At 72.4% G+C, this 24225-nt stretch carries 21 protein-coding genes; 5 read left to right on the top strand and 16 right to left on the bottom strand.

All coding sequences use genetic code 11. The annotated features are described in order from the left end of the window. Positions 1-153: 153 nt before the first annotated feature. Positions 154-1029: a tetratricopeptide repeat protein gene (locus AC6EUL_RS09510; RefSeq protein WP_056221698.1), complete on the top strand. Its 876-nt coding sequence runs from the start codon at positions 154-156 to the stop codon at positions 1027-1029. Positions 1030-1087: 58 nt separating this feature from the next. Here the strand turns inward: AC6EUL_RS09510 and AC6EUL_RS09505 are convergent, their stop codons facing one another. From AC6EUL_RS09505 to AC6EUL_RS09485, 5 genes are all read right to left on the bottom strand, one after another. Next, positions 1088-1861 carry an SGNH/GDSL hydrolase family protein gene (locus AC6EUL_RS09505; protein WP_499869932.1) on the bottom strand — a complete coding sequence of 258 codons (774 nt, stop codon included), beginning with the start codon at positions 1859-1861 and terminating at the stop codon, positions 1088-1090. A gap of 76 nt (positions 1862-1937) precedes the next feature. After that, complete coding sequence (locus AC6EUL_RS09500) at positions 1938-3605, bottom strand: methyl-accepting chemotaxis protein (RefSeq protein WP_499869931.1); 1668 nt, start codon at positions 3603-3605, stop codon at positions 1938-1940. Positions 3606-4193: 588 nt separating this feature from the next. Beyond that, complete coding sequence (glpX, locus tag AC6EUL_RS09495) at positions 4194-5180, bottom strand: class II fructose-bisphosphatase (protein WP_056273940.1); 987 nt, start codon at positions 5178-5180, stop codon at positions 4194-4196. Between the two features lie 123 nt (positions 5181-5303). Beyond that, positions 5304-6626 carry a homoserine dehydrogenase gene (locus AC6EUL_RS09490; protein ID WP_056273938.1) on the bottom strand — a complete coding sequence of 441 codons (1323 nt, stop codon included), beginning with the start codon at positions 6624-6626 and terminating at the stop codon, positions 5304-5306. Positions 6627-6808: 182 nt separating this feature from the next. Next, positions 6809-7549, bottom strand: coding sequence for a ceramidase domain-containing protein (locus AC6EUL_RS09485; RefSeq protein WP_056380802.1), 741 nt, complete (start codon positions 7547-7549; stop codon positions 6809-6811). Between the two features lie 140 nt (positions 7550-7689). Here AC6EUL_RS09485 and xth point away from each other — a divergent pair, with 140 nt between their 5' ends. Together xth and AC6EUL_RS09475 are read left to right on the top strand one after the other, a co-directional pair. Further along, entirely contained in the window at positions 7690-8484 is a 795-nt protein-coding gene (gene xth, locus AC6EUL_RS09480) for an exodeoxyribonuclease III (protein WP_056273935.1), read from the top strand. Positions 8485-8562: 78 nt separating this feature from the next. Next, positions 8563-9192 carry a glutathione S-transferase family protein gene (locus AC6EUL_RS09475; protein WP_499869930.1) on the top strand — a complete coding sequence of 210 codons (630 nt, stop codon included), beginning with the start codon at positions 8563-8565 and terminating at the stop codon, positions 9190-9192. Positions 9193-9233: 41 nt separating this feature from the next. On the opposite strand, the gene AC6EUL_RS09470 is transcribed toward AC6EUL_RS09475, so the two are convergent. From AC6EUL_RS09470 to AC6EUL_RS09425, 10 genes are all read right to left on the bottom strand, one after another. Next, positions 9234-10100, bottom strand: a complete 867-nt coding sequence (locus tag AC6EUL_RS09470) for a tetratricopeptide repeat protein (RefSeq protein WP_499869937.1) — start codon at positions 10098-10100, stop codon at positions 9234-9236. Between the two features lie 61 nt (positions 10101-10161). After that, positions 10162-11892: a dihydroxy-acid dehydratase gene (ilvD, locus tag AC6EUL_RS09465; RefSeq protein WP_056221671.1), complete on the bottom strand. Its 1731-nt coding sequence runs from the start codon at positions 11890-11892 to the stop codon at positions 10162-10164. A 366-nt stretch (positions 11893-12258) separates the two neighbouring features. Beyond that, positions 12259-13050: an ethanolamine ammonia-lyase subunit EutC gene (eutC, locus tag AC6EUL_RS09460; RefSeq protein WP_499869929.1), complete on the bottom strand. Its 792-nt coding sequence runs from the start codon at positions 13048-13050 to the stop codon at positions 12259-12261. Beyond that, a complete protein-coding gene (locus AC6EUL_RS09455; protein WP_499869928.1) occupies positions 13047-14444 on the bottom strand; it encodes an ethanolamine ammonia-lyase subunit EutB in 1398 nt (465 codons plus the stop codon). Before AC6EUL_RS09455 ends, eutC begins: the two co-directional genes overlap by 4 nt. A 106-nt stretch (positions 14445-14550) precedes the next feature. Beyond that, positions 14551-15411: a transglutaminase-like domain-containing protein gene (locus AC6EUL_RS09450; RefSeq protein ID WP_056221813.1), complete on the bottom strand. Its 861-nt coding sequence runs from the start codon at positions 15409-15411 to the stop codon at positions 14551-14553. Positions 15412-15503: 92 nt separating this feature from the next. After that, positions 15504-16100, bottom strand: coding sequence for a LutC/YkgG family protein (locus tag AC6EUL_RS09445; protein ID WP_499869927.1), 597 nt, complete (start codon positions 16098-16100; stop codon positions 15504-15506). After that, the gene (locus AC6EUL_RS09440; RefSeq protein ID WP_499869926.1) at positions 16097-17836 is read right to left on the bottom strand and encodes a lactate utilization protein B; all 1740 of its coding nucleotides are present in this window, start codon (positions 17834-17836) and stop codon (positions 16097-16099) included. Before AC6EUL_RS09440 ends, AC6EUL_RS09445 begins: the two co-directional genes overlap by 4 nt. Continuing rightward, complete coding sequence (locus AC6EUL_RS09435) at positions 17833-18576, bottom strand: (Fe-S)-binding protein (RefSeq protein WP_056221646.1); 744 nt, start codon at positions 18574-18576, stop codon at positions 17833-17835. The genes AC6EUL_RS09440 and AC6EUL_RS09435 overlap by 4 nt, the downstream gene beginning before the upstream one ends. Positions 18577-18964: 388 nt before the next feature. Then, positions 18965-20272, bottom strand: a complete 1308-nt coding sequence (locus tag AC6EUL_RS09430; RefSeq protein WP_499869925.1) for a glycosyltransferase family 87 protein — start codon at positions 20270-20272, stop codon at positions 18965-18967. Positions 20273-20433: 161 nt separating this feature from the next. Further along, positions 20434-20631, bottom strand: a complete 198-nt coding sequence (locus tag AC6EUL_RS09425) for a hypothetical protein (RefSeq protein ID WP_499869924.1) — start codon at positions 20629-20631, stop codon at positions 20434-20436. A gap of 520 nt (positions 20632-21151) precedes the next feature. Here AC6EUL_RS09425 and AC6EUL_RS09420 point away from each other — a divergent pair. Continuing rightward, positions 21152-22231 (top strand): helix-turn-helix transcriptional regulator, encoded by a 1080-nt coding sequence (locus tag AC6EUL_RS09420; RefSeq protein WP_499869923.1) that lies wholly within the window; start codon positions 21152-21154, stop codon positions 22229-22231. Here AC6EUL_RS09420 and AC6EUL_RS09415 read toward each other — a convergent pair. Beyond that, complete coding sequence (locus tag AC6EUL_RS09415) at positions 22206-23183, bottom strand: PfkB family carbohydrate kinase (protein ID WP_499869922.1); 978 nt, start codon at positions 23181-23183, stop codon at positions 22206-22208. The genes AC6EUL_RS09420 and AC6EUL_RS09415 overlap by 26 nt on opposite strands. 158 nt (positions 23184-23341) lie before the next feature. On the opposite strand from AC6EUL_RS09415, the gene AC6EUL_RS09410 reads away from it, so the two are divergent. After that, positions 23342-24046: a GntR family transcriptional regulator gene (locus AC6EUL_RS09410; RefSeq protein ID WP_244472601.1), complete on the top strand. Its 705-nt coding sequence runs from the start codon at positions 23342-23344 to the stop codon at positions 24044-24046. Positions 24047-24225: the final 179 nt, after the last annotated feature.

Raw genomic sequence — 24225 nt, 5'->3', positions numbered from 1 at the left:
CGCCCCCGTACCAGACCCCGCACCCGCCCACCCCCCCCCCCCCCCCCCCCCCCCCCCCCCCCGCCCCCCCCCGCCCCCGCGCCCCCCCCCCCCCCCCCCCCCCCCCCCCCCCCCCCCCCCCCCCCCCCCCCCCCCCCGGGGGGAGCGAGGACCATGACGGTTTTGAAGCTGCGGGCATCGAAGGCGGGGCTGATCGGGGCCACGGCGCTCGCGGCGGCCGCGCTGGCCGGTTGCGAGACCTATGGCGGCGGCGCCACCGCGACGCGCCAGTTCGCCGTGCTCGAATCCGACCAGACGGGCGCCACCACGGTCAACATCACCTCGCTCACCGACGTGATCCAGCGCAATCCCAACGACGCGGCGGCCTACGTCACCCGCGGCGCGGCCTATGCCCGGGCCGGCCAATTCAACGACGCCATCGGGGACTTCACCAAGGCGGTGCAGATCGACCCGAATTCGGCCTCGGCCTACAACAACCGCGCGCTCGCCAACCGCCAGATCGGCCGCAACGACGCCGCGCTGCAGGACTTCTCGAAGTCGATCTCGGCCGATCCGAACTACGCCCCGGCCTATATCGGCCGCGCCAACGTGCTGCGCGCCCAGGGCGACCTCGAGGGCGCCACCGCCGACCTCAACCAGGCGATCCGCCTCGCGCCGGAATCGGCCGAGGCCTACCACGCGCGCGGCCTCGTCCGGCAGAAGCAGGGGCAGAACACCCAGGCCATCGCGGATTTCGACGCCGCCATCGACCGCAATCCCTTCGTGGCGGCGCCCTATGCGGCGCGCGGCCAGAGCCTGATCGCCACCAACCAGTACGACAAGGCGATCGAGGACTACAACGCGGCGCTCAACGTCAACAACAAGGACGCCACCTCCTGGGCCTATCGCGGCCTCGCCTACGAGAAGTCCAACCGCAGGAAGGAGGCGGTGGAGAGCTACCAGCGCGCCGCGCAGATCGAACCCGGCAACCCGGTGGCCAAGCAGGGTCTCGGCCGCGTCCAGGGCGGCGTCGGCTCGCTGTTCAACTGACGGACCCCGCGCGGGGGGTCGTCCGCGCCTCCGCAGGCTTCGTGACCCCGCCGGCCGCTCAGTCCGGCGGCGCTCCGTCCCGCAGCGCGCGCAGGTGCGTCTCGAGCCCGGCCGCCAGGGCGTCGTAGTCGCGCAGGTGCACGCCGTCCGGCGGCACCGCCCGGGTGGTCAGGCCCGGTGGACCGTCGCGCAGGTCCGCGAAGGGGTCGAAGACCCGGCAGCCCTGCCGCGCGCACAGATCACGCAGGAGCGCCGTGTAGCCGGCCACCGCCGCCGGATCGCGCTCCGCCCCGGCCTCCGGCCCGATCGGCGGCACGGCCGCCACCAGCACCCGATCCGCATTCGCCGCCAGCCACGTCACGATGCGGCCCGTCGCCGCCGCGAACCCGCCCGCCATGCGCGCCGACAGGGGGTCGGCCCGCCGCAGGATGTCGTTCGTGCCGACGAACAGCACCGCGACTCCGGCCCGGACGGGGAAGGCCAGTCCGTCGATCGCGCCGGCATAGCGGCGGGCCGAGGTGCCGCCGATCCCGCCATTCACCACGTCCGGCCGCCGCGCCATGGCGGCTCCGAGAAGCTCGGCCTGCGAGTTGCCCGCCAGGAACACGAAGCCCGGCCGCGCCGCCGCCAGCGCCGCCCGGATCGCCGGCAGACGCGCGGCGAGGTGGGCCTCGGCGATCTGGCGATCGTGCCGAACCGCGTCCGGCGGCGCGAGGATCCCGCCGGCCCCCAGCCCCACAATTCCGAGCGCCGCCGCTCCGACGCCCCCGGCGAGCAGGCCGCGCCGGGTCCACGGCCCGGATCGCGGGCGGTCGTCGTCGGAGCCGCTCATCCGTCACCCCGATGCCGGCCCCGGCTTTCGGGGCGTCCGGCATCAGCCCCGAAAGCCGGCCGTCGGGCAAGCCCGCTCAGGCGGCCTGGACGGTGGCGAGGAAGCCCGAGACCTCGGCGCTCAGCTGTTCGGACTGGCGCGCGAGTTCGGAGGCGGCGGCCAGGACCTGGGACGAGGCCGCCCCGGTCTCGCCGGCGGCCTGGGTCACGCTGCCGATGCTGACGGTCACCGACTGCGTGCCCTGGGCGGCCTGTGTCACGTTGCGGACGATCTCCTGGGTGGCCGCTCCCTGCTCCTCCATGGCCGCCGCGACGCCGACCGCGATGCTGCGCAGCTCGGCGATGGTCGCGCCGATGGTCCGGATCGACGTGACCGCCTGGCGGGTCTCGCTCTGGATCGTGGTGATCTGGTCCGAGATGGTCGCCGTGGCGCGCGCGGTCTGGGAGGCCAGCTCCTTGACCTCGCCCGCGACCACCGCGAACCCCCGGCCCGCCTCGCCGGCGCGGGCCGCCTCGATGGTGGCGTTGAGCGCCAGCAGGTTGGTCTGGGCCGCGATCCCCGAGATCAGGCCCACCACCGTGCCGATCCGCTCGGCCCCCTCGGCGAGGCCGAGGATGATCGTGTCCGTGGCCGCCGCGTTCTCGGAGGCCCGCTCGGCCATCGCCGCCGAGCGGGCGACCTGGGCGGCGATCTCGCCGATGGAGGCGGCCATCTCCTCGCTCGCGGCCGCCACGGTCTGGACATTGGCCGAGGTCTGCTCGGCGGCCGAGGCGACGCTCAGGGATTGCCCGGCCGTCTGGTCGGCGGTGCGGCTCATCGCCCGCGCCGTGGCCTCCATCTCGGTGGCGGCGGAGGACAGGCCGTGGGTCAGGCGTGCGACCTGCGCCTGGAACCCCCGCGTGGCGGCATCCAGGATCTCGGCCCGGCGCATCTTCGCGGCGCTCTCGATCGCGGCGGCGGCGTCGGCGTCGCGCTTGGCGATCATGGCGTCCTTGAAGACCTGGACGGCCCGGGCCATCGCGCCGATCTCGTCCCGGCGGTGCGCGCCCGCCACCTCGGTCGTGACGTCGCCGCCGGCCAGCTTGGCCATGGTGCCGGTCATGCCGCCGAGCGGGCGCACGACCAGGGCCAGCACGGTGTAGAGGCCGAAGCCGATGGCGGCGGCGGCCAGGGCGACCAGGGCCAGGAGCGCCAGGCGCGACCAGCCCGAATGGGTCTCGGCCCGGTCGAACTCGGCCTGCGCCTCCCGGACCTGCAGGGCGGTGAGCTGGCTCAGGACGACGTTGGCCTCCTCCATGCCCTTCACCAGAGCCGCGTGGGTCGCGTCGAAGTCGGGGGTGCCGCCGGCGGCGAGGCGACGGAGGATGTCGGCCGCGACCGCGGCGTTGTGGTCGATGCGCCGCTGCAACTCGGCGGCGATCTCCTTCTCCTCCGGGGTCAGGTAGGTCGCCAGGTAGGCCGACCACTGGGTCTGGATGTTGCCCAGATCCGCCTCGATCTTCGCGGTCGCCCGGCCGGCTTCCCCTTGCCGGTTCCGAAGCGCGCGCGACGTCGCCAGCAGGTCGTCGTAGGCATCACGGATCAGGCTGAACTGCCGCAGCGGGACGATGCGGTCGCCGAAGACGGAATTGAAGCTCCGATGGTTTTCCGACAGGGCGAAGGTGCCGATCCCCGTGGAGAGGAGCAGGAGAAAGCCCATCACGCCGAGCAGCGTGACCAGGCGGCCTTTGATGGTGGTGCACATGCGGTGATCTGCCGGATGGGAGAGTCGGGTGTCCGATCTCCCTTGGGTTCGGCGGGAGGCTCGGGATTCCTGCACCGAGCTTCTCCGGCGAAGTGGTGAAAGGTCGCTTTATTTCCAATCCGAATGCTTTGGCGTGTCCGTAAAAATCTTCGTGAAGCTCTTGCGAGACAACCACAGCATTTTCAGGTTTACTCTCTTTGGTTCCATCACGGTTTCGAGAGAGCCTATAGTCGTCGGCGCAGACGATGCGGGTCGGTCGTGGGCGGGCGCGACCGATCCGTCCATTCGTCCAGCGTAGACTTGGAGATTCCCGGCGCAGGACAGCGGCATCCCGGATGCACACCGACCGGTCCCGAAAGCGGTGGTTTCCGATCGCGGAGATGCCAGCGGATGCGGATGCCGGGTCCACCGGAACGGCATCGATCCTCCGCCGAACGGGTTCGCCCGGTAATGGCCGAAGCGAAGATCGCTCGCACGCGATGGGACGGAGTCGTCGCGGCTCCGCGCGATCTTCCGGCGATCCTGCGGCGATCTGCAGGGCTGCGCTCGAAGAGCGTCCCCGCCGATCCGACCCCGGACGTGTCCCGCTCAGGCGTCGCCCAGCAGGCGGTGCTCGCAGAGCATGCGCCGGACGGTGCCGCTGGCCGAGCGGTAGACCACGGTCTCGGTCTCGATCAGGCCCGGCCGGAAGCGGACGCCCCGCAGCAGGGCGCCGTCGGTGACGCCGGTGGCGGCGACGATGACGTCGCCCCGGGCCATGTCGTGCAGCTCGTACTTCCGGTTCGGGTCGCTGATGCCCATCCGGGCGGCGCGCTCGCGCTTGTCGTAGCTGTCGAGGATCAGGCGGCCCTGCATGTGCCCGCCGATGCAGCGGAGCACGCCGGCCGCGATCACGCCCTCGGGAGCCGCGCCGATGCCGAGATAGATGTCCGCTCCGGTCGCCTCGGCATTGGCGGTGTGGATGATGCCTGCGATGTCGCCGTCCGAGATCAGGCGGATGCCCGCCCCCGTCGCCCGCACGGCGGCGACGAGCTGCATGTGGCGGGGTCGGTCGAGGATGATGGCGGTGATCTGGGCCGGGTCGACGCCCTTGTGACGGGCGAGCGCAGCGATGTTGTCGGCCGGGCTGGCATCGAGATCGACGAGGCCTGCCGGGTAGCCGGGCCCGATGGCGATCTTCTGCATGTAGACGTCGGGGGCGGCGAGCAGGGAGCCGGCTTCCGCCAGGGCCGTCACCGCGATGGCGCCGGGCATGTCCTTGGCGCAGAGGGTGGTGCCCTCGAGGGGATCGACGGCGATGTCGACCTTCGGGCCGTCGCCGGTGCCCAGGCGCTCGCCGATGTAGAGCATCGGGGCGTTGTCGCGCTCGCCCTCCCCGATCACCACGGTGCCGTCGATGGGCAGCAGGTTGAGCTCCAGGCGCATCGCGTCGACGGCGGCCTGGTCGGCCTCCTTCTCGCGGCCCTGTCCGCGCAGGCGGGCCGCGGCGATGGCGGCCCGCTCCGTGACCCGCGCCAGCTCCAGCGTCAGGGACCGGGCCACCGGCGCGCGCGATTCCAAATTGCCACCAGACATGTGAGCCTCGCGCCCCTGCGCCTCTCTCGGGCGCTCCTTATGAACTAAAATGCGCGTTTGGCATGAAGTTTCGCGCCGCGCGCGCAGTTTTCTTCGTTCATCCCCAGATCGTGCGCACGGCCCCTATTCGCGCTCGATCCGGATCAGCTGGGGGGCCTCGGCCAGCAAGCCGTCGGTCGCGATCGCGTCGAGGGCGTCCCGGATCGTGCCCTCGGTGGCGGCGTAGGTGATCAGCACCAGGGGGACCGGCTGGCCCGAGCGGCCATGCGGGTCCTTCGAGGCCGCACTCTCGGAGCGGCGCTGCAGGATGCTCTCGATGGAGATGTCGCGCTCGGCCATGCGGGTGGCGACGCCCGCGGCGACGCCGGGGCGGTCGTGCACGGTGAGGCGGATGTAGTAGCCGCCCTCGTGCCGCTGCATGGCGACGCGCTGGGACGGGCTCAGGGCGGCGGCGGGGCGTCCGAAGGTCGGGCGGCGGGTGCCGGCGGCGATGTCGGTGATGTCGGAGACCACGGCCGAGGCGGTGGCCTCGCCGCCGGCACCGGGACCGATCAGGGTGAGCTCGCCCACCGCATCGGCATCGATGGTGACCGCGTTGGTCACGCCCATCACCTGGGCGATGGCGGAGGATTTCGGCACCATGGTCGGATGGACCCGCTGCTCGATGCCCCCGGCCGCCGTTTGTGCGACGCCGAGGAGCTTGATCCGGTAGCCGAGTTCCTCGGCCATGGTCAGGTCGAGGGGCTGGATCGCCGAGATGCCCTCGACGGAGACGCCCTCGGCGTCGACCTCGGTGCCGAAGGCGAGGCTCGTCAGGATCGCGAGCTTGTGGGCGGTGTCGAAGCCCTCGACGTCGAAGGTCGGGTCGGCCTCGGCATAGCCGAGGGCCTGGGCGTCCTTGAGGCAGGCCTCGAAGGTCAGGCCCTCGCGCTCCATCCGGGTCAGGATGTAGTTGCAGGTGCCGTTCATGATTCCGTAGACGCGCGACACGGCGTTGCCGGTCAGGCCCTCCCGCAGGGCCTTGATCACCGGGATGCCGCCGGCGACCGAGGCCTCGTAGGCGAGCGCCACGCCCGCCGCCTCGGCCTGCCGGGCGAGGGCCGCGCCGTGCTTGGCCAGCAGCGCCTTGTTGGCGGTGACCACGTGCTTGCCGGCGGCCAGGGCCGCCTCCACCGTCTGCCGGGCCGGCCCCTCGGCGCCCCCGATGAGCTCGACCACGCAATCGACCTCCCCGGAGGTCGCCAGGGCGACGGGATCGTCGAACCAGGTCACGCCGGCGAGGTCGAGGCCGCGGTCGCGGCTCCGGTCACGCGAGGAGACGGCGGTGACGCGAATCGCCTGCCCGCTGGTCTGGCCGAGGGCCTCGGCCCGGCGGGCGACCATCCGGACGACGGCGGCGCCGACGGTGCCGAGGCCGGCAACGCCGAGGCGAAGGCTCTGTGTCATGGGTGTGTTCCGTCACTCTGTCGCGCCGTGGACCTGCCGGGTCCGGGACCTGCCGCGTCCGGCGGCGGTGCGGGCCCGGCGTCGATCGGCGGAGGCGAATGCCGCGCTCGGCGCGGCCCGATCTTCTGCAACGATTTGCCGGGGGGCGCAACAAAACGGCCGGCCGTCGGGGTGACGCGGCGTTACGATCGGCGCCGACGGTAGCGGACCGCGATGGCGATGAGCGCGCAGAGCACCCCGGCATTGAGGATGTGCCAGAGGGCGTGGGTGCCCAGGGGCCAGACCGGGCACACCGCCCGGTCGAGGGTGCGGAAGGCGAGCGAGACGGCGAACAGGGCGGCGACTCCCAAGAGGCCGAGCCCGGCCTCGCGCCGGGCGGGATCATGGCGGCCGAGCCCGGCCTCGCGCCGGGCGGGATCCGGGGGACCGCCCCGCGGCGCCAGCAGGCCGGCGGCGACGCCCGCCAGCGCCAGGATCGCGGGGGCGTAGGCGATCGAGCCGTTGGTGAGCGCGTCCGTCGACCGGCCGGTGAGCCCGTCGAGGGCGGGCTCCAGGCCGAGATTGACGGCCGCGAAGGCCAGGGTGGCGGCCAGCGCCGCCCCGGTCCCGAGGCCGAAGTAGCGCCGCATCGCCAGGAGGAAGTAGGCGTAGATGAAGAGCGCGATCGGGATGACGTCGGCCAGCAGCGCCCAGCGCACCGCCAGGGTGTGGAACAGGAACGAGCCGACGCCCACCACCGCCACCAGGGCGCTGAGCAGGAGGGCCGGCCTGTCGCCCGTGCGAGCGCGGCGCACGCGCGCCGCCGCCAGGGCGGCGGCGATCAGGAAGGCGCCGTTCGACAAGGCGTTGACCGGCTCCGCCCAGAAGCCGGGATCGCTGCGCTCGCAATAGGCGCAGATCGGCGTCAGCCAGTCCCCGTCCATCCGGACCTCCCCGTCATCGCCCGTCGCGCCTGCGGAGCGCAACGCCTCGACCCGAGCCTCGCCGTCGAAGCCTTGCCAGCCCGCGGCGAAGGCCCGATGACGGGCATCCACGCGCCCCAGCTCCCAGAGACTCCCTGCCCATGCGGATCGCCACCTGGAACGTCAATTCGATCAAGCAGCGCGTCGGTCACCTCGTCGGCTTCCTCGACGAGGCCAAGCCCGACGTGGTCTGCCTGCAGGAGCTGAAATGCCAGGACGAGGGCTTTCCCCGGGCGGAGATCGAGGCGGCGGGCTACGCCGTCGAGACCCTCGGGCAGAAAGCCTATAACGGCGTCGCCCTGCTGGTGCGCGCGCCCCTGGCGATGTCCGAAATCCGCCGCGGCCTGCCCGGCGACGACACCGACGAGCAGGCCCGCTACATCGAGGCGCTGATCTCCGGCGAGGGCGTGCGGCCGGTCCGCGTCGCCTCGATCTACCTGCCCAACGGCAACCCGGTCGACAGCCCGAAATACCCCTACAAGCTCGGCTTCCTGGAGCGGCTGCGGCGCCATGCGCAGGGCCTGCGCGAGGCCGAGGAGGCGGTGGTGCTGGCTGGCGACTACAACGTGATTCCCGAGCCGGAGGATGCGGCTGACCCCGAGGCCTGGCGCGGGGACGCGCTGTTCCTGCCCCGGAGCCGGGCGGCGTTCCGGGCGCTCCTCGCCGAGGGCTACACCGATGCCCTGCGCGCCTGCGATCCGCGGGCCGGCCTCTACACCTTCTGGGACTATCAGGCGGGGGCCTGGAACCGGAACGCCGGCATCCGGATCGACCACCTCCTGCTCTCGCCGCAGGCCGCCGACCGGCTGACCTCGGCCTCGGTGCAGAAGCACCTGCGCGGCCTGGAAAAACCCTCCGACCACGTGCCCGTGACGGCGGATCTCACGGACGCGTGAGCGAACGATCCGGGCGCCCGGGGGTTGGGCTCCAGCAATCCCCCACCAGAATCCCCCCAACACGGAGCAACCCCCCGCGTGAAACTCTACGGCACCAGCTACTCGCCCTACGTCCGCAAGGTGCTCGTCGCCCTGGCCGAGAAGGGCCAGGAGGCGGAGCACATCCCGCTGTTCTTCCACGACAAGGACCCGGCCTTCCAGGCGGCGAGCCCGCTGGGCAAGATCCCGGCCATCGACGATGACGGCTTTCTGCTGGCCGATTCCTCCGCGATCCTGACCTATCTGGAGGCGAAGTTCCCGAGCCCGGCATTGTACCCGTCCGAGGCCAAGGCCCGCGGCCGCGCGATCTGGTTCGACAAGTACGGCGACACCGAGATGTTCGACGTCATCATCGCCCCCTTCGCCAACCGGGTGGTGAAGCCGAAGATGCTCGGGCAGCCCGGCGACGAGGGCGCCGTCGCCAAGGCCCTCAACGAGGACCTGCCGAAGATCTACGATTACCTCGAGGGGCAGATCGACGGGCCCTACCTCGTCGGCGACGCCTTCAGCATCGCGGACATCTCGGTGGCCACGGGCTTCCACAACCTGCACCTGGCCGGCGAATCCGTCGATGCCGGGCGCTGGCCCAAGCTCGCCGGCTACGTCGACGCCACCCTGGCGCGCCCGTCCTTCGTCACGGCGCTGGCGGCCCGGACGTCTCCGAACTGATCGCCCGAATTGGTCACCCGAAGCGGTGCGACCGTCGGCATTCAGCGCCGGCGGCGCGCCGATCCGGTGACCTGGGCGGTGGTCTGGGAGGCCTGCGCCATCGCGGCGGCGCGGTCCTCCTCGCTGGCCGAGGCCCAGGCCTTCTCGTAGAGGGCGACGATCCAGTCGTCCTTGCGGCCCTGGGCGGCTTCCCGGGCCATCGAGAGCCACATCAGCCCGCGGGCGCGCTGGGCCGGCACGCCCTGGCCGTTGACGAGGAGCTGGCCGAGCAGGGCCTGGGCGGGGGCATGGCCCTTCTCGGCGGCGAGGTTGAACCAGCGCGCCGCCTGGCGCGCGTCGGTGTCGACGCCGGTGCCGTCGAGGTAGAGCCGGCCGAGATTGTACTGCGCGTTCGGGTCGCCGAAATACGAGGCGGCGTAGTTGAACATGTCGTAGGCGCGCTCGGGGTTCGGGCGCACGTAGGTGCCCTTGATCCCGTCGAGGAAGTAGGCGCCCAGGGCCGTGAAGGCGCTCGCGACCACGCCCGAGTTCTGGGCGTCCGGCCCCTCGTCGGTGGTGTCGTCGGCGATGCGCGAGAAGAACTCGAAGGCCTTGAGGTCGTCGTGGGGCACGCCGTCGCCCTCGGCGTACATGCGGCCGAGCTTCCACAGCGCCAGGGCATGGCCCTGCTCGGCGGCGTATTCCAGGGCGCGGGCGGCCCCTTCCTTGTCGCCGGCATTGTAGTCGCGCACGCCCATGCGCAGGGCCTCGCGGGCGCTGCGGTAATTGCCGCTGGGCACCGGTGTCCGGGCGGTGGCGTCGAGGGCCGCCGCCGGCAGGGCGCCGAGAGCCCCCGGCAGGGCGCCGAGGGCCGCCGGCAGGGCGCCGAGGAGCACGAGCCCGACCGCCCCGGCGAGCCGCCGGCCCATCGGGGCGAGCGGCCGATCCCGGGCGGCCCGGACCGGCCGCGGGACGCGGCCGAGGGCTGTCCTAGATGTCCGCATAGGTGTGCGTCTCCTCGGCGCCGCCCGGATGGGTCACCGCGCCGTTCACCGCCGGCCCGACGGTCTGCTGGTACTTCCACAGGTAGCCGGAGGTGGCCGAGTTGGTGCGCGGGCTCCAGGCGGCGCGACGCGTCGCGAACTCCGCGTCGGAGACCGCCACGTCGAGGGTGCCCTTGATGGCGTCGAGGGTGATGACGTCGCCGTCGCGGATCAGGCCGATCGGACCGCCGACGGCGGCTTCGGGCCCGACATGGCCGACGCAGAAGCCGCGGGTGGCGCCCGAGAAGCGCCCGTCGGTGATGAGCGCGACCTTGTCGCCCATGCCCTGGCCGTAGAGGGCCGCGGTGGTGGAGAGCATCTCGCGCATGCCGGGGCCGCCCTTCGGACCCTCGTAGCGGATGACGAGGACTTCGCCCTCCTTGTAGGTGCGCTTCTGGACGGCCTCGAAGCAGGCCTCCTCGCCGTCGAACACGCGGGCCGGGCCGGTGAAGACCTGCTTGTCCTCCGACATGCCGGCCACCTTCACGATGGCGCCCTCGGGGGCGAGGTTGCCGCGCAGGCCGACGACGCCGCCGGTGGGCGTCAGGGGGGTGGCGGCGGAGCGGACCACGTCCTGGTCCGGGTTCCAGTGAACCTTCTCCATGTTCTCGGCCATGGTGCGGCCGGTCACGGTCATGCAGTCGCCGTGCAGGAAGCCGTGGTCGAGCAGCGTCTTGAGCAGGAGCGGGATGCCGCCGACCTCGAACATGTCCTTGGCGACGTAGCGCCCGCCCGGCTTCAGGTCGGCGATGTAGGGCGTCCGCTTGAACACCTCGGCGACGTCGAACAGGTCGAACTTGATGCCGCACTCGTGGGCGATGGCCGGCAGGTGCAGGGCCGCGTTGGTGGAGCCGCCCGAGGCCGCGACGGCGGCCGCCGCGTTCTCCAGGCTCTTGCGGGTGACGATGTCGCGCGGGCGGATGTTCTTGGCGATGAGCTCCATCACCTTCTCGCCCGCGGTCATGCAGAATCTGTCGCGGATCTCGTAGGGCGCCGGGGCGCCGGCCGAGTAGGGCAGCGCCAGACCGATGGCCTCGGAGACGGTGGCCATGGTGTTGGCGGTGAACTGCGCACCGCAGGCACCGGCCGACGGGCAGGCGACCTGCTCCAGCTCGTCGAGGTCCTCGAGGGACATGTCGCCCACCGCGACCTTGCCCACGGCCTCGAACAGGTCCTGCACCGTCACCGGACGGCCCCGGAACGAGCCGGGCAGGATCGAGCCGCCATAGATGAAGATCGACGGCACGTTGAGGCGCACCATCGACATCATCATGCCGGGCAGGGACTTGTCGCAGCCGGCGAGGCCCACGAGGGCGTCGTAGGCGTGGCCGCGCATGGTCAGCTCGACCGAGTCGGCGATGACCTCGCGGGAGGGCAGCGAGGCGCGCATGCCGGCATGGCCCATGGCGATGCCGTCCGTCACCGTGATGGTGCAGAACTCGCGCGGGGTGCCGTTGGCGGCCGAGACGCCCTTCTTCACCGCCTGCGCCTGGCGCATCAGCGAGATGTTGCAGGGGGCGGCCTCGTTCCAGCAGGAGGCGACGCCCACCAGCGGCTGGTGAATCTGCTCGCGGGTCAGGCCCATGGCGTAGAGGTACGAGCGGTGGGGCGCGCGCTCGGGCCCCTCCGTGACATGGCGGCTCGGAAGCTTCGACTTGTCGGTTTTGCTCGCGTCCATCGTGTGTCTCACCGCCCCGGCCTGATACGCATGTGTGGGTTCGGCGCGACCGCAAACAGATGGGTGCGTTCCGTGGGGACCCACGGCGCGCGGCCCACCGGACCGTTTCTCGGAAAGCGTCTGAACTCCGCGGTAAAGCGTTGGGGGAACTATCGTTTACCGCGCTTGCTGAGGTGGTCCCGGTTTATGGCGGGATCGCGGCGGCGAGAGGGGTCTCCCAAGGCAAAGTCGGGATGCTTTCGGGGTGTTGCGACCTCGCCACAGCCACGCTTTGGGGCGGGATTTCTTCCGGACAACCTGAGGCGACGGCGGGGTTCGTCCCGGGTCCCCGCGCGAAGGCTTTGCCAACCTCAGGCCGGCTCGGACTCAGGCCGGCTCGGACCCGTCGCCCAGCAGGGTCGGGCCCGGGGCGGCCGCGAGGGCGGGCCCGCTGTCGTCCTTGAGGGTCACGCCGGAGAGCCCCAGCGCGAAGGCCTGGGTCAGGAGCCAGTCGAGCTTGAACGCGGCCAACGCGTGCGAGAGCCCGGCCGGGCGCACGTTCGAGAGGCAGTTGCGCTCGGCATCCGAGCGCCCCACCCGCGGGGCGAAGGTGAGGTAGAGCCCGAGGCTGTCCGGCGAGGACAGGCCGGGCCGCTCGCCGATGATCACCACCACGGCGCGGGCCTGGAGCGCCGCGCCGATGCCGTCGCCGAGGGCCACCCGCGCCTGCGTCGCCACCACGATGGGTGCGAGTCGCCAGCCGGCCCGCGAGATGTGGGGCTGGAAGGCGGCGAGGAGGCCCGCCGCCCCCTCGTGCACGGCCCGGGCCGAGAGGCCGTCGGCGACCACCAGGGCGAGGTCCACCGGGCCGTCGCTGCGGGCGGCGAGCGCCGCGGCGCCCTCCTCCGTCAGGGTGCGGCCGAGATCCGGCCGCCGCAGGTAGGTCGCCCGGTCCGGCGCGGCGGAGGCCACGCGGAGCGTCTCGAACCCGAGTGCCGCGAGGCCCGCGCTCACCGCCTCGGCGTCGAGGGGCGTGTGCACGGCGTCCCGGGCCTGGGCGTGGGCGAGGCCGAAGCGCAGGACCTCCCGGGTCGGCAGGCCGGAGCCGGCCCGGCCGAGGCCGATGCGGGCGGGGGTGAGCCGGGCGAGGCGGGCCCAGGGGTCGGCCTCGGTGCTCATGCGGCCAGCCCGGGATCGGCGAGCCCCGGCGCGGCGGCGATCAGGCTGGCGCTCGGCCCCTCCGGCAGCAGGGCGCCGTCCACGTCGGTGAGCCCGATCCGCTCCAGCCAGGCCTCGAATTCCGGGGCGCGCTTCAGGCCGAGCACCTCGCGCAGGTAGAGGGAATCGTGGAACGAGGTGGACTGGTAATTCAGCATCACGTCGTCGGCGCCGGGGATGCCCATGATGAAGGTGCAGCCGGCCGCCCCCAGCAGGGTCATCAGGGTGTCCATGTCGTTCTGGTCGGCCTCGGCGTGGTTGGTGTAGCAGACGTCGACGCCCAGCGGCACGCCCATGAGCTTGCCGCAGAAGTGGTCCTCCAGCCCGGCCCGGATGATCTCCTTGCCGTCGTAGAGGTATTCCGGCCCGATGAAGCCCACCACGGTGTTGACGAGGAGGGGCCGGAACGGCCGGGCCACCGCGTAGGCCCGGGCCTCCAGGGTCTGCTGGTCGATGCCGTGGTGCTGGCCCGCCGAGAGGGCCGAGCCCTGCCCGGTCTCGAAGTACATGCAGTTGTCGCCGACCGTGCCGCGCTTGAGGGCCAGCGCCGCCTCGTGCGCCTCCCGGAGGATCGGCAGGGTGACGCCGAAGCTGGCATTGGCCCCTTGCGTGCCCGCGATCGACTGGAACACGAGGTCGACCGGCAGGCCCCGGTTCATGGCCTCGATCGTGGTGGTGACGTGGGTGAGGATGCACCCTTGCGTCGGGATCTCCAGGCGCCGGATCAGGTCGTCGAAGAGGTGGAGCAGGCCGCTCAGGATCGAGACGGAATCGGAGGCCGGGTTGAGGCCGATCACCGCGTCGCCGCAGCCGTAGGACAGGCCGTCGAGGATCGAGGCGGTGATGCCGGCGGCATCGTCGGTGGGGTGGTTGGGCTGCAGCCGCACGGCGAGGCGCCCCGGCAGCCCGATGGTGTTGCGAAAGCGCGTGACCACCCGGCACTTGCGCGCCACCAGGATCAGGTCCTGGTTGCGCATGATCTTGGAGACCGCCGCGGCGATCTCCGGCGTGATGCCGGGGGCGATCCGCGCCAGGGTCCCGGACGAGGCCGTCAGCAGGAACTCGCGAAAGTCGCCGACGGTGAGGTGGGCGATCTCGGCGAAGGCCCCCGCGTCGTGGGTGTCGAGGATGAGGCGCGTGACGTCGTCGGCTTCGTAGGGAATCAGGGGCCGGGCCAGGATCTCGCCGAGCGGCACCTCGGCGAGGCACCAGCGGGCCGCCACCGCCTCCTCGGCGGATTCCGCCGCCACGCCGGCGAGCCGGTCGCCCGAGCGCACCGGCGTCGCCTTGGCCATCAGGGCCGCGAGATCGGCGAAGACGTGGGTGCGGGGGCCGACGGTGTGACGATAGGCCATGGCGCGATGCCCTCCGTGAACCGTTCACATCGCACGCCTGCCCGGTTCGGCAAGGGCGCGGCGATCGCGGCGCGCTAGGATGATCGGGGCGCGCTCGCCCCGGGTCTCAGGCCGCGCCCGCGTGCGGGGCCGGCTCCTCGGTGGAGATCGCGTCGACCGTGCGCTGGGGCGGGCTGCCCTGCCCGTCCGCGCGCACGATGCGGATCTGCTGGTTGACCGGCTGCATGTTGCCCCAGGGCGTCGAGAAGGCGATCTCGGCGGCGTCGCGCCCGACGCCGATGCGCACCAGGCCGTCGAGGTCGGCCTGGCGAGTCGCATCGAACAGCCACCAGCGCCCGTCGAGATAGGCCTCGAACACCGCGTGGAAGTCGCTCGGCACGAGGCCGTGGGCGTAGCAGCTGACGAAGCGGGCCGGGATGCCGAGCGCCCGGCAGAAGGCGGTGCCGATATGGGCGAAGTCGCGGCAGACCCCGGCCCGCTTGAGCAGGCTCTCGTCGGCGGTGGTCTCGCCGTCGCTGGTGCCGGGCTGGTAGGTCAGGTGGTCGTGGATCCAGTTGCAGATCGCGTTGACCCGCTGATGGCCCTTCGGCAGGGCGCCGAACTCGGCCAGCGCGAAGGGCGTCAGCCGGTCGGACGAGACGAAGCGGCTCGGCAGCAGGAACGGCAGGATGTCGAGGGGCAGCTGGGAGATCGGCGTCTCGTTGACCGTCGCCGGGTCGGCCCGGTGCACGGTGAGCTCGACCTCGGCGCTGTATTCCAGGGCGAACTGCCCCACCGGCACGTTGACGCCGAGGTAGCGGTTCTGGAGGTCGGGCGTGATGTAGATGTCGCGCTTCAGGTTCGGCGACAGGATCAGGCTCTCGCTGAGGATCTCGACGCTACGCAGGCGCGCGACCTCGAGGTTGAAGATGAAGGTCGTGTCCGAGAGGATGTTGTAGGATAAGTTGCAGCCCAGTTGATAGCGCACCATCCGCTCCTTGCTGACAGGTCTCGCATGCATGTCGTGGCGGTCGGCATAGCAAGGATCGCGCCTCCGGGCGCGGTGTCGCGCACCGGACTTCAGCCCCGGCGCGGCACCAGGATCACCGTGAGCGAGCGCACGCCCTGCGCGCCGTGGATCAGCACGCCCTCGATGTCGGCGGTGGCCGAGGGGCCGGTGTGGAGCACGGCGTAATCGGCGTGGGCGAAGTCCGGGCGGCGGTAGGCCGCCTGGATGTTCACCAGGATGTCGTCCGGGTCGAGGAGCACCACCAGGTGCTGGGCGAGGTAGGCGACGGCGTTCACCTGCAGTTCGGCCTGCGTGAACAGCACCGAGCCGGTCTCGGCGACCCCGAACACCGCCCGCACGACGGCGACGTCGACGTCGGCGAGGTCCTGCGGCCGGGCCACGGCGCCAAGATCGCGGTTGCCCGCGATCTCCGGCACGGCCGAGGCGATGACCGACGCGCCGGCCAGGCGCTCGCGCACGCTGGCGAAGGGGTCGCCGCCGGGGTCGGCCTCGGCGAGCCGGCCGCCCATGCGCTTCAGGCGCTCGCCGAACTCGGCCACGTGGTCGTCGCCGACCAGTGGCGCGAAGAGCGGCACCTCCGGCAGGGGGTAATCGCCCGCCGGGCGGTTCTGGCGGATGCGCGCCAGGGTGGTTTCGCGGACGCTCATGTCGCACTCTTCGTCGTGTCGCCGGTCTTCGTCGTGTCGCCGGTCTTCGTGGTGCCGTCGGTCTTGGTCGTGTCGCGGGTCTTCGTCGTGTCGCCGGTCTTGGTCGTGTCGAGGGTCTTCCTGCCCCCCGCCTGGCCCATGCGGTTCTGCTTGTACCAGGCGTGGAAGGTCTGGCGCGGGGCCTCGGGCATCTCGCGGCCCTTCCCCCAGGTGTTGAGCGGGTTGTAGACGGCGAAGCGCGGCAGCACCTTGAGGGCGGAATCGGCGGCGCCAATGGCCGCCCGGTAGGTGGCCGGGCGGCTCAGGACCTGGCCCGCCGCCTTCATCATGCCCTGCTTCAGGAGCGGGATCTGGTGCTCCTCGGCCAAGACCTTCCGCCACGCGAAGATCTGCTCGTGGATGTTGATCTTCACCGGGCAGACATTGGTGCAGGAGCCGTTCATCGTCGAGGAGAACGGCAGGGTCGAGTATTTCCGCTTGTTGAAGGTCGGGTCGATGATCAGCCCGATCGGGCCCGAATAGGTGGCGCCGTAGGACAGGCCCCCCGAGCGCCGGTAGACCGGGCAGGTGTTCATGCAGGCGCCGCAGCGGATGCATTTCAGGGACGTCCAGAACTCCTCCATGCCGAGGCGCTCGGAGCGGCCGTTGTCGACCAGCACCATGTGCATCTCGGTGCCCGCGCGGGGCGCGCGGAAGTGCGAGGTGTACTGGGTGATCGGCGAGCCCAGCGCCGAGCGCGAGAGCAGGCGCAGGAACACGCCGAGATGCTCGATGCGCGGGATCAGCTTCTCGATGCCGATGGAGTGGATCTGGAGCTTCGGCACGTTGCCCGAGAGATCGGCATTGCCCTCGTTGGTGCAGGTCACCACCGTGCCGGTCTCGGCGATGGCGAAGTTGCAGCCGGTGAGCCCCGCATCCGCCTCCAGGATCAGCGGGCGCGTGTGCATGCGCTGGCTCTCGGCGAGGTAGTGGGCGTCGTCGTTCTCGGGGTCGGTTCCCATGGTGCGGGAGAAGACCTCGGCCACGTCGAAGCGGGTCTTGTGCACGGCCGGCACCACCACGTGGCTCGGCTCCTCGTTGTCGAGCTGCTGGATGCGCTCGCCGAGATCGGTCTCGATCACCTCGATGCCGGTGCCGGCCATGTAGTGCCGGAAGCCGCATTCCTCGGTGAGCATCGACTTCGACTTGATCAGCGACTTGGCGCCGTGATCCTTGAGGATGCCGTGCACGATGCGGTTGTGCTCGGCCCCGTCGGCGGCCCAGTGCACGTGCACGCCGTTGGCCTTCGCCTGGGCCTCGAACTGCTCGAGGTAGCGGTCGAGGTTCGCCAGGGTGTGCGTCTTGATCTGGGAGGCGAGCTCGCGCAGCTCCTCCCATTCGGGGATGCCGAAGGCGGCGGTGTCGCGCTTGGAGCGCAGGTCCCAGAGCCGGGCGTCGTGCGCCTTCTGGTGCAGCGGCGCGGCGAGGAAGCGCTCGGCGGCCTCGGCCTGGTCGATGGGCCGGTCGCCGCGGATCTTGGCGCCGCGCGGCTGCGGCTCGCGGGGCGCCTTCGGGGAGATGGCCTCGGCCGAGATCGGCCGCGAGGCGCCCTCCGCGTGCTGCAGGCGCCGGCCGTCCTGGCCCCGCTCGCTCTCGTCGTTCGCGGCCAGCACCTCGGGATGGATCACGCCGTCGCGGCGGGCATCGTCGCGGGGTCGAAGGTTTTCGCGGGGACGGAGTTCGTCGGAGGCGCTCATGCGGTCGCTCCATTCAGGATGCGGGCGATGTGGATGTACTTGAGCGGCACGCCGAGCCGCTCGGCGCAGCCCTTCTGGTGCATCAGGCAGGAGGAATCGGCCGAGACGACGTAGGCGGCCCCGGCCTGGGCGTGGTCCGCGACCTTGTCGTAGCCCATCTTGGCCGAGACGGCGGGCTCGAACACCGAGAAGGTGCCACCGAAGCCGCAGCACTCGTCGGGCCGGGCGGGGGCCACGATCTCGATGCCCTTGACCTTCTTCAGGAGATCCAGGGGCTTTGAGAAGAACGGCGCGTTCAGCTCGGACGGGCGGGCGTGGTGGATGCCCCGGAGCGCGTTGCAGTTGCCGTGGTAGCCGACCTTGTGGGGGAACTCGGCCCAGGGGAATTCATCGACCTTGAGGATGTCGTGCAGGAACTCGACCAGCTCGAAGGTCTTGGCCCGCACCGCCTTGACCTCTTCGGTCTGCGGGATCGCCGTGAGGTGCTCGCGCACCTGGTGCACGCAGGAGCCGGACGGGGCCACCACGTAGTCGAACGGGGCGAAGTTCTTCACGAACAGGGCCTCGGTGGCGGCGGCCTCGGCGTGGCAGCCGGTGTTGGTCATCGGCTGGCCGCAGCAGGTCTGGTCGAAGGGGTAGTCCACGTCGAGCCCGAAGCGCTCCAGCAGCTCCAGGGTGGCCACCCCCACCTCCGGCTCGAAGGCGTCGACGTAGCACGGCACGAACAGTCCGATGCGCATGGCGTTCCCTGGTCCCGCGCCCGCCGGGACACCCCGCCGGCCGCCTTTGGAAATGTTCTACTCTGGGGCCGGGTTTAGAGCATCGGACCGGAAAGGGGAAACCGGTTTCTCGGGCGCGGGGGCCGTGGGCCGGCGCCCCGGCACGCATCCCGGCGGGTGGCGCACGCATCGGTCTCGGCGGGTTCACGTCTCGCGCCTTCGCGGAGCCTTTTCGCGCCCGCGCGGACGATGGCGTGCCGTCCGACCCGACCCCGACCCGTACCACGCGCCCGCGGACCGGGACGACCTCGCCGGCATCCGGCAGGGCGAGGGGTCGGGCGCTGCGCGGACGGTTCGTCCCTCGGGCGAGTCCGGGGGGGGCTCCGGGTCTCGCGCGGGGCTTGGGATCTCACGCGCGCGGCGCGGACTCCCGGTGCCCCAGGCCGCCCGGCCGCGGGGCCGTCGACGGACCGGGGCGCGTCGGGGCCCCGCCGGGGTGGAGCACCCGGAGGGCGACGCAGGCGAGCACGGCCAGGGCCAGCCCGAGCCCGAGGGGCACCCCCGTCAGGTCGGCGACGAGGCGCGGCAGGGCGAACAGGGGCGTCGCGCACAGGAGGGCCCGCTCCGGCCAGCGCAGGCCGCCGGCGTCCCGGGCCGCCAGGACGAGGAACAAGGTCGCGGGCACCAGGGGCGCGAGGTCGTAGACCGGCAGGTAGGGCGAGAGCAGCGGCACCGCGGCGAGGAGAGCGGCGGCGCGCAGGGGCGCGGGCGTCGGCCCACGCCAGCTGCGCAGCGCCAGCGCCAGCGCCGCCAGGGCGACGAGGCCCTGGAAGGCCCAGGCGGCTGCCATCGTGCCGCCCGCGAGCCGCACCGCGCCGAAGGCGCTGGCGTTGACGTCGAGGCCCGCCCCGGCGTCCCGGAGGATGATCTGGTTGGTGGTGCCGAGGGTCCGGAGGAAGCCGATCCAGGGCGCCGGGCCGAACGCCGCCAGGGCGGCGGCGGCGAGGGCGAGCATGGTGGCGAGGCAGGCGCCCAGGCAGGCCCGACGGCCGGTGGCCAGGAGCAGGAGCGGCGCCAGCACCGCGAAGTGCGGCTTGTAGCAGAGCAGCCCGAAGCACAGCCCCGCGAGCCAGGGGCGCCGGTCCACCAGGGTCGCGCCCAGGGTCAGGATCGCGGCGGTGAACAGGGCGTTCTGGCCGTAGACGAGCGTGCAGAAGACGAGCGGATGCGCGAGCGCGATCCCGGCCCCGTCGCGGCACCCGGCCGCGAGTCCCATCGCGAGGGCGAACAGGCCGACGGACAGCGCGGTCCAGAGCCAGAAGGCGGCCTGCGGCTCCCACACCGCCAGGGCGGCGGCCGGCAGCAGGAACACCGGCGGGTAGTGCCAGGCGAAGCGGCAATCCGGTCCGAACGCGGCCTTCAGGTTCGCGAGGTGCACCGGCAGGTCGTAGGGCTCGCCGGCGCGGCCCTCCAGCGCGGCCCGGCCCGCGACCCAGATCTGGCTGAAATCCACGCCGAGCACGTCGCCCCGCCAGTTCCGCCGCGGCTCGGGGCCGGTGCCGTACAGCACCGCCACCACTCCGAGGGTCAGGGGCACGAGGATCCAGGCGGCGCGCCGGGCAAAGGCCAGGAGGCGCGCATCGGAGCCCACCAGGTCTGCGAACGCGGCGCGCCAGGCGCCGCGCGGCGCAGGCGCGGTTGCGTGCCGTCCCGTCATGGCCATTCCGATCACACGCACCAGGAGCGCTCCGGGGCACGGGCGGCCGCGACGACGGTCCCGACCCGGGCGGCCGGACGCTGTGTCCGCCCGGCTTCAGTAAGGCCGAAAGCGCTTAACAAACCGCGCCCGGCCCGGGTGGATGCGGTCCGGCCGACGTGTCAGCGGGCCGCCAGGGTTCCGTCGGTCAAGTGGACCGTTGCGACGCCGAGCCCGGTGGCGAGGCCGGTGGGCAGGGCGCCCGCGAGGGTGCGCCGGATGCAGAGAAGGCTCGTCGGGCCGATGGGCGCGGCGATGGACAGACCCCGGCTCGCGCCGGCCGGCAGGGCCGTGGCGATGACGCTCACGGCGCCCGCCACGGGCGCCTCGTCGACCTCCGTGTGGTCGTGGGCGACGAATCCCGCCCGTGGCGCGACCGTCGCGAGGGTCGCCTCCGGGGAGCCGATCGGCCCGCGCTTCAGGGCCGAGGAAGCCCGGGCTCAGGCGAGATCGGGCCCGTCGTTCCGTTCGTCGGCCCGCGTCGCGGTGCAGGACAGGACGACGACGGCGCTGGCGCAGAAGGTCCTGATGGCGGGATCCTCCGAAACGCGGACAGTCTCGGCAGGTCCGGAAGGCACGGCCGCGGCCGTTCCGGTCGCTGCCGGCTCCGGCCGGTGCCCCGACCCCATCGAAAAAGCACCGTCTCGCCAGGGGTTTGCCGCGTACCGCGCGACCGGCCGGAGACCGCCCGCCGCACCGTGCTCCGCGGGCGGAGGGACCTGCCGCCGGCCCCGCGCCCGGCTCGGGCCGGCGACATCCCCCATTCGGAGGATACCGCCGCCGGTTTTGGACTGATATTGGTCTTATCAAGATCAGACACATCATCAGTGGGGCGGGCCGATGCGGGAAACTCTGATCGACCGGATCTATGAAGCGGCCGGCACGCCCGAATTCTGGCCGGACGTTCTCCAATGCTTCGGAGAGACGGCGCATTCGGATGGCGGCGTGCTCATGGTCCTGCCGCCCACGGGCACGCCGCGCTGGATCGCCTCCCCGTCCCTCGAGCGCCGCCTGCGGCATCACACCGACGCCGCGTCCTGGCGGGGCAGCGGGCGCACGGCGCAGTGGCGCGCCCTCGCCCAGGGGAGCTTCGTCCGCGACGTCGACCTGCTGCCGGGTTCCTATGACGGCCGGTCCTCCCGGGTCGACGAACCGTTCTGGCAAGTGGGGACGACGATCCCCCTCCCCACCGGCGACGTGGCGATCGTCACGGCCGAGCGCCGGGCCGAGGCCGGTCCGCACGAGGCCGGCCTCCTGCCGCGCCTCGATGCCCTGCGGCCGCATCTCGTCCGCGCCTGCCGGCTCGGGGCGCGATTCGGCTCCGGGCGGGCCCGCACCACCACCACGGCCCTCAACCGGATCGGGCTGCCGGCCGCGGTCCTGTCGGCCTCGGGGCGGGTCCTGGCCATGAATGCCCGCCTGGAGGAGCAGGACGAGATCCTGCCCTCGGGCCAGCATGGCGGCCTCCTGTTCAAGAGCCTGGCCAACAGCAAGCTCCTGCAGGACGCGATCGCCGACGTGGTCGCCGGCCGGCGCGCGGCCCAGACCATGCCGGTGCGCGGCTACGCCGACCGCCGCGCCCACATCGCCCACATCCTGCGCTTCGACCGGCACCCCGGCGACGTCTTCGACGCCTCGGTGGTGCTCCTCATCCTGGTGCAGGTCGGCGCCCGGGTGGCGCCGGATGACGGCCTCCTCCACCTGCTGTTCGACCTGACCCCGGCGGAGGCGCGCCTGCTCCAGGCCCTGGCCGGGGGCCTGCGCCTGCAGAGCTATGCCGAGAGCGTCGGCGTCCAGACCAGCACGGTGCGGACCCAGCTCACCTCGATCTTCAACAAGACGGGCACCAAGCGGCAGGCGGAACTCCTGAGCATCGTGGCCTCGCTCTCGATGTTCAGCGGGCCGTCGGCCCCGTGCTGAGGCCCGCGTCGCCGGAGGCGGCGTCCGGCCCGGCCCCGTCCAGGAAGGCCTCCAGCGCGGCGGCGGTGGGGAAGGCGTCGAAGGCGCCGAACTGCGCGGTGGCCAGCGCCCCGCAGGCCGCCGCCCGCCGCAGGGCCGCGCCGAGGGGCGCCTTCGCCAGCAGGGCCGCCATCAGGCCGGCCGCGAAGGCATCGCCCGCCCCGACCGTATCGACGGCCGCCACCGGGAAGGCCGGCTGGCGCAGGGGCGGCAGGCCGGGGCGGAACGCGACCGCGCCGCGCTCCCCCAGGGTGACCACGAGGTGGTCGAGGCCCCCGTCGAGGAGGGCGGCGATGGCGGGCGTCGGGCGCCGCGTCTCGGCCAGGGCCTCGGCCGGGCCGAGGCCGAGCGCGGCCGCCTCGATCCCGTTGACGACGAGGAGCGTGGTGCCGGTCAGGATCGCGGGGTCGATGGGGCGCATCGGCGACGGGTTGAGCAGGGTGGGCAGGCCCCGCGCCCGGGCCAGGGCGAAGGCCTCGCGGATGGGGGCATCCGGGGATTCGAAGGTCGCCGCCACGAGGTCGGCGGCCGCGACGCGGTCGGCCGCCGCCCGGACATCCGCCGCCGTCAGGGCGAGGTTGGCCCCGAGGCAGACCGCGAGGCAGTTCTCGCCCGCCGGATCGACGAAGGCGACGCCGGCGCCGGTCGAGCCCGCATGCGGCACCAGCATGGTCTCGGGAAAGCCCACCTGCGCGAAGGTCGAGCGGACCACCGGGGAGAACACGTCCGCGCCGACGGCGAAGAGCCCGTCCACCCCGACGCCGAGCCGGTGCGCGGCCAGCGCGAGGTTGAAGCCCTTGCCGCCGGGCTCCGCGCGGAAGGCCGAGCCCCCGAGGGATTCGCCCGCCTGCGGCAGCCGCGGGACCTTGACCGAGCAGGCGATCACGAAGCTGCCGATGACGAAGACCCGCATGGAGCACCCCGGCCCGATCCGATATAAGTATTCGTACCGGAGGTCGGACGGACGTGCGCCCCAGAAATCGGACGATACACGGCGATGTCGCGCCGGATCCGGCGGCCGGTGATCGCCCCTCGGTGCTGTCCCTCCTGCGGCTGCGCGCGGACACCGCCATGCCGCTCTACCGGCAGATCGAGGGCCAGCTGCGCGAGCTGATCCTGTCGGGCTCGCTGCCGCCGGGCGTCATCCTGCCGGCCGAGCGTCAGCTGGCCGACAGCCTCGGCGTCAGCCGCGTCACGGTCCAGCGCGCCTATGCCGAGCTCAGCGACGAGGAGCTCCTCGTTCCCCGCGGACGCTCCGGCTTCCTCGTGCGCCACCGCCCCGAGCCGGTGCGCCCGGGCATGGACCGCCTCAAGGGCTTCACCGAGGAGATGCGGGAACTGGGCAAGATCCCCTCCTCCCGCATCCTGGAGCGGGTGGTCGCCGAGGACCGCTCGATCGCCTCGATCTTCGGCCTGCCCTCCACGGCCCCGTTCCTGCGGCTGACCCGCGTGCGCTCCGGCGACGGCGTGCCGATGTCCCGGGAGGTGGCCTGGTACAACATCCGGGCCGTGCCCAGCCTGGAGACCGGCGACCTCTCCGGCTCGGTCTACGCCTTCCTGGCCGAGCACCCGGGCGGCCGCCTCGTGCGTTGCGAGCAGACCGTGGAGGCGACGATGCCGAATGCGGCCGAATGCGAGATCTTCGCCTTCGCCCAGCCCCTCCCCTGCCTGCTGATCAAGCGCCACAGCTACAACCGCGACGCGGTCATGATCGAGTATGTCGAGGGCCTGTTCCGCGGCGACGCCTACCGCTACCGCCTGAACCTGAGCACCTGATCCGGGCTCCGCTCGATCGAGGCGGTGCCCGGATCGGCAAGCCTGCGCGGCCCCTGAGCGAAGCCCAGATCCGGTCTCCCGAAGGGATCGAACGGATGGGCCGGGTCCCCCCTCCGCTTGGTTCCTGCGGCGCCCCTCACCCCAACCCTCCCGCACACGGGAGGGGAGCCGTTCCGCAC

The organism is Methylobacterium sp. 001424705, from assembly GCF_059816145.1.
This window is presented reverse-complemented; position numbering and strand designations above follow the sequence as displayed.

Bases quoted from the DNA above. Each gene is read 5' to 3' on its own strand.
- AC6EUL_RS09510 (WP_056221698.1), top strand. From the start codon at position 154: ATGACGGTTTTGAAGCTGCGGGCATCGAAGGCGGGGCTGATCGGGGCC.
- AC6EUL_RS09505 (WP_499869932.1), bottom strand. From the start codon at position 1,861: ATGAGCGGCTCCGACGACGACCGCCCGCGATCCGGGCCGTGGACCCGG.
- AC6EUL_RS09500 (WP_499869931.1), bottom strand. From the start codon at position 3,605: ATGTGCACCACCATCAAAGGCCGCCTGGTCACGCTGCTCGGCGTGATG.
- glpX (WP_056273940.1), bottom strand. From the start codon at position 5,180: ATGTCTGGTGGCAATTTGGAATCGCGCGCGCCGGTGGCCCGGTCCCTG.
- AC6EUL_RS09490 (WP_056273938.1), bottom strand. From the start codon at position 6,626: ATGACACAGAGCCTTCGCCTCGGCGTTGCCGGCCTCGGCACCGTCGGC.
- AC6EUL_RS09485 (WP_056380802.1), bottom strand. From the start codon at position 7,549: ATGGACGGGGACTGGCTGACGCCGATCTGCGCCTATTGCGAGCGCAGC.
- xth (WP_056273935.1), top strand. From the start codon at position 7,690: ATGCGGATCGCCACCTGGAACGTCAATTCGATCAAGCAGCGCGTCGGT.
- AC6EUL_RS09470 (WP_499869937.1), bottom strand. From the start codon at position 10,100: ATGGGCCGGCGGCTCGCCGGGGCGGTCGGGCTCGTGCTCCTCGGCGCC.
- ilvD (WP_056221671.1), bottom strand. From the start codon at position 11,892: ATGGACGCGAGCAAAACCGACAAGTCGAAGCTTCCGAGCCGCCATGTC.
- eutC (WP_499869929.1), bottom strand. From the start codon at position 13,050: ATGAGCACCGAGGCCGACCCCTGGGCCCGCCTCGCCCGGCTCACCCCC.
- AC6EUL_RS09455 (WP_499869928.1), bottom strand. From the start codon at position 14,444: ATGGCCTATCGTCACACCGTCGGCCCCCGCACCCACGTCTTCGCCGAT.
- AC6EUL_RS09445 (WP_499869927.1), bottom strand. From the start codon at position 16,100: ATGAGCGTCCGCGAAACCACCCTGGCGCGCATCCGCCAGAACCGCCCG.
- AC6EUL_RS09440 (WP_499869926.1), bottom strand. From the start codon at position 17,836: ATGAGCGCCTCCGACGAACTCCGTCCCCGCGAAAACCTTCGACCCCGC.
- AC6EUL_RS09435 (WP_056221646.1), bottom strand. From the start codon at position 18,576: ATGCGCATCGGACTGTTCGTGCCGTGCTACGTCGACGCCTTCGAGCCG.
- AC6EUL_RS09430 (WP_499869925.1), bottom strand. From the start codon at position 20,272: ATGACGGGACGGCACGCAACCGCGCCTGCGCCGCGCGGCGCCTGGCGC.
- AC6EUL_RS09420 (WP_499869923.1), top strand. From the start codon at position 21,152: ATGCGGGAAACTCTGATCGACCGGATCTATGAAGCGGCCGGCACGCCC.
- AC6EUL_RS09415 (WP_499869922.1), bottom strand. From the start codon at position 23,183: ATGCGGGTCTTCGTCATCGGCAGCTTCGTGATCGCCTGCTCGGTCAAG.
- AC6EUL_RS09410 (WP_244472601.1), top strand. From the start codon at position 23,342: ATGCCGCTCTACCGGCAGATCGAGGGCCAGCTGCGCGAGCTGATCCTG.